A 2,814-nucleotide genomic window follows, 5' to 3' on the forward strand; every position below is an offset into this window, starting at 1 on the left:
GTTTAGGAATTCCGGCTGGCCGCAGTTGCCTGCATCGGAGCGAGCCAATTATTTGCGCAGGCTCGCCCGTGCAATCGACAATCGCGCCGAGCAACTCGGCGCGATTGTCACCGCGCAGATTGGCATGCCCCTTGCAGCCTCCGTGCAGTCCAATGGAAGTGGCACATCGAAGTACTACGACTATTATGCTGAACTCGCTGATCAGCTGGAAGTCGAGTCCGAGCGCATCGGACACGGGTTGCGAACGGTCATTCGGAGAGAACCGGTAGGTGTTGCTGCATTGATCGTGCCGTGGAATGGCCCTCAGGGAGCCATCGCTTGGAAGCTGGCTCCGGCAATGGCTGCCGGTTGTACGACAATTATCAAGCCGCCACCGGAAGCATCACTGGACTCATACCTGCTTGCCGAAGCCCTGGACGAGGCAGGCATTCCACCGGGCGTTGTGAATATCGTCTTCGGTGGGCGCGAAACAGGAGCGCTGCTCGCGTCTCATCCGGGTGTCGACAAGGTGTCCTTTACCGGGTCAACGCACGCCGGGCGCCAGGTAGCGCTGGCCTGCGCCGAGCGCTTCGCGCGTTTCACGCTGGAGCTTGGTGGCAAGTCGGGGGCACTGCTGCTCGACGACGCCCATCTCGACACCTTTCTCCCACTGGTTGCGCCCGCGTGCATACCGTTCAGCGGCCAGATCTGTCATGCGCTCACCCGGGTGCTTGCTCCGCGCACGCGCTACGACGAAGTCGTAGAGGGGATCGCAAGCAAAATGGCCGCTCTCGTCGTGGGCCACCCGCTCGATCCCGCGACGCAGGTTGGCCCGCTAGTGGCGAAGCGGCAGCGCGATCGCGTCGAGGATTACATCGCGTCCGGACGCGAGCAAGGTGCGAAGACCGTAACCGGTGGTGGCCGGCCGGAGGGCCTGGACGTCGGGTACTACATCCAGCCGACGGTGTTCCGCGACGTCGACAGCGCAATGCGGATCGCCCAGGAGGAGATCTTCGGGCCGGTGGTGTCAGTGATCCCGTACGGCAACGAAGAGGAGGCACTCGCGATCTGCAACGGCACGACATACGGCCTTGGCGGGGCGGTATTCACGTCCGACGCCGAACGAGGCATGGCGATTGCGCGCCGGATTGAGGCGGGTGTTGTTGGCATCAACCGTTACACTCTCCATATCGACGCGCCTTTCGGCGGGGTCAAGGGCAGCGGTCTTGGTCGCGAACTCGGGCCAGAGGGACTGGCGGCTTTCCTTGAGGTGAAATCAATCTTTCCACCTCAAGGAAACTAGGAGAGTGGTTTCATTTGAGGTGTCCGAGGCGAACGGTACGTTCGCTCTAATTGCATGGACCTCCACTTCGATACCGATAGCAGAAACTTATTGTTGGAGTGGCGAAATGGTGTTCAGGCTCGACCAAGATGGCGACAACTAGTTGGAGGATGTGGAGGCCGATATCGCTTCAAATTAACATTCCCAAGATCGCCCATCGAAGAGGCGAGCCAGCATCAAACCTACCCTCTCGTACGAAGGAAACTCCCATGCCCGTGCTCAATCGCGTCGCCGACCTCCTCCCTGACATCGTGGCCTATCGCCGCGACATCCACGCACATCCCGAACTGGGCTTTGATGAACACCGCACTTCGGCCTTCGTCGCCGAGCGCCTGCGCGAATTTGGCTGCGACGAGGTCGTGACCGGCATTGGCAGGACCGGCGTCGTTGGTGTCATCAAGGGTAAGAGGGCCATGAGCAACGGCAATCTCAAGGTCATCGGCTTGCGCGCTGACATGGATGCGCTGCCAATTGAGGAAGGGACCGGTCTCCCCTATGCCTCCAAGAGCAAGGGCTTGATGCATGCCTGCGGTCATGACGGCCACACCGCGATGTTATTGGGAGCGGCGCTCTACCTTGCCGAAACCCGGAATTTTGCCGGCACTGCAGTCTTGATATTCGAGCCCGCGGAAGAGGTCGGTACAGGCGCGCAAGCGATGCTCGATGACGGGCTGATGGAGCGCTTCGGAATCGATCAGGTCTTTGGCATGCACAACGCTCCGGGCTTGCCGATTGGTGTCTTTGGTATCCGGCAAGGTCCGGTGCTGGCGGCAACGGACAGCATCGAGATCAGAATCGAAGGTCTTGGCGGCCATCCCGGGAGGCCGCACAAATGCATCGACTCGATATTAGTGGGCGCTCAGCTTGTCACGGCCCTGCAGCAAGTCTTAGCCCAGAACGTCGATCCCTTGGAATCGGCGGGGCTTTCGTTCCACGAATTCCATTCCGGCACCACGCAGAGAGTAGTTCCGCAGACAGCAGAGCTGCGAGGCAGCATGCGCACGCTGAAGCCCGAGGTGCGTCAGCTTGTCAAGAAACGCATCGGCGAGGTGGTCGCCGGCATCGCCCAGGTCACCGGCGCCAAGATAGATCTTACGATCGAGAGCAGCGATGCCGTCGTTTTTAATCATGCCGCGCCGACCGAGCTTGCGATCAGGGCGGCGAAGGACGTGGCTGGTGAAGACAATGTGCACGAGACCCCTCCGGTATTAGGAGGGGAAGATTTCTCCTTCATGGCGGAGGCGCGACCGGGTGCATACGTCATTTTCGGGAATGGCGACAGCGCCCAACTACATCACGCCGCCTATGATTTCAACGACGAGGCGATTCCGTACGGGACTTCGTTCTGGATCAAGCTCGTGGAGAACACGCTCAAGGCTTGAGGTGTTCGCGAGATAGGCCAGTGGTCTCGTCTTGGCCAAATGAGCTTCCCCTCTCCTACGAAGGAAACTCCCATGCCCGTGCTCAATCGCGTCGCCGACCTCCTCCCTGAC

Annotated in this window: 2 protein-coding genes; both read left to right on the plus strand. The window is 60.4% G+C overall.

Annotated elements, in window-relative coordinates; genetic code table 11:
- Positions 1–1,282: aldehyde dehydrogenase (locus EOB49_RS33445; RefSeq protein WP_164781912.1), on the plus strand; the 1,282-nt coding region annotated here is incomplete at its 5' end.
- A gap of 248 nt (positions 1,283–1,530) precedes the next feature.
- Positions 1,531–2,703 (plus strand): M20 aminoacylase family protein, encoded by a 1,173-nt coding sequence (locus EOB49_RS33450; protein ID WP_127383458.1) that lies wholly within the window; start codon positions 1,531–1,533, stop codon positions 2,701–2,703.
- Positions 2,704–2,814 lie beyond the last annotated feature (111 nt).

The sequence above is a fragment of the Mesorhizobium sp. M7A.F.Ca.MR.148.00.0.0 genome, assembly GCF_003997735.1.
In the GTDB taxonomy this organism is placed as follows: domain Bacteria; phylum Pseudomonadota; class Alphaproteobacteria; order Rhizobiales; family Rhizobiaceae; genus Mesorhizobium.

Coding starts and splice junctions, on each gene's coding strand:
- EOB49_RS33450 (WP_127383458.1), top strand. CDS start 1,531: ATGCCCGTGCTCAATCGCGTCGCCGACCTCCTCCCTGACATCGTGGCC.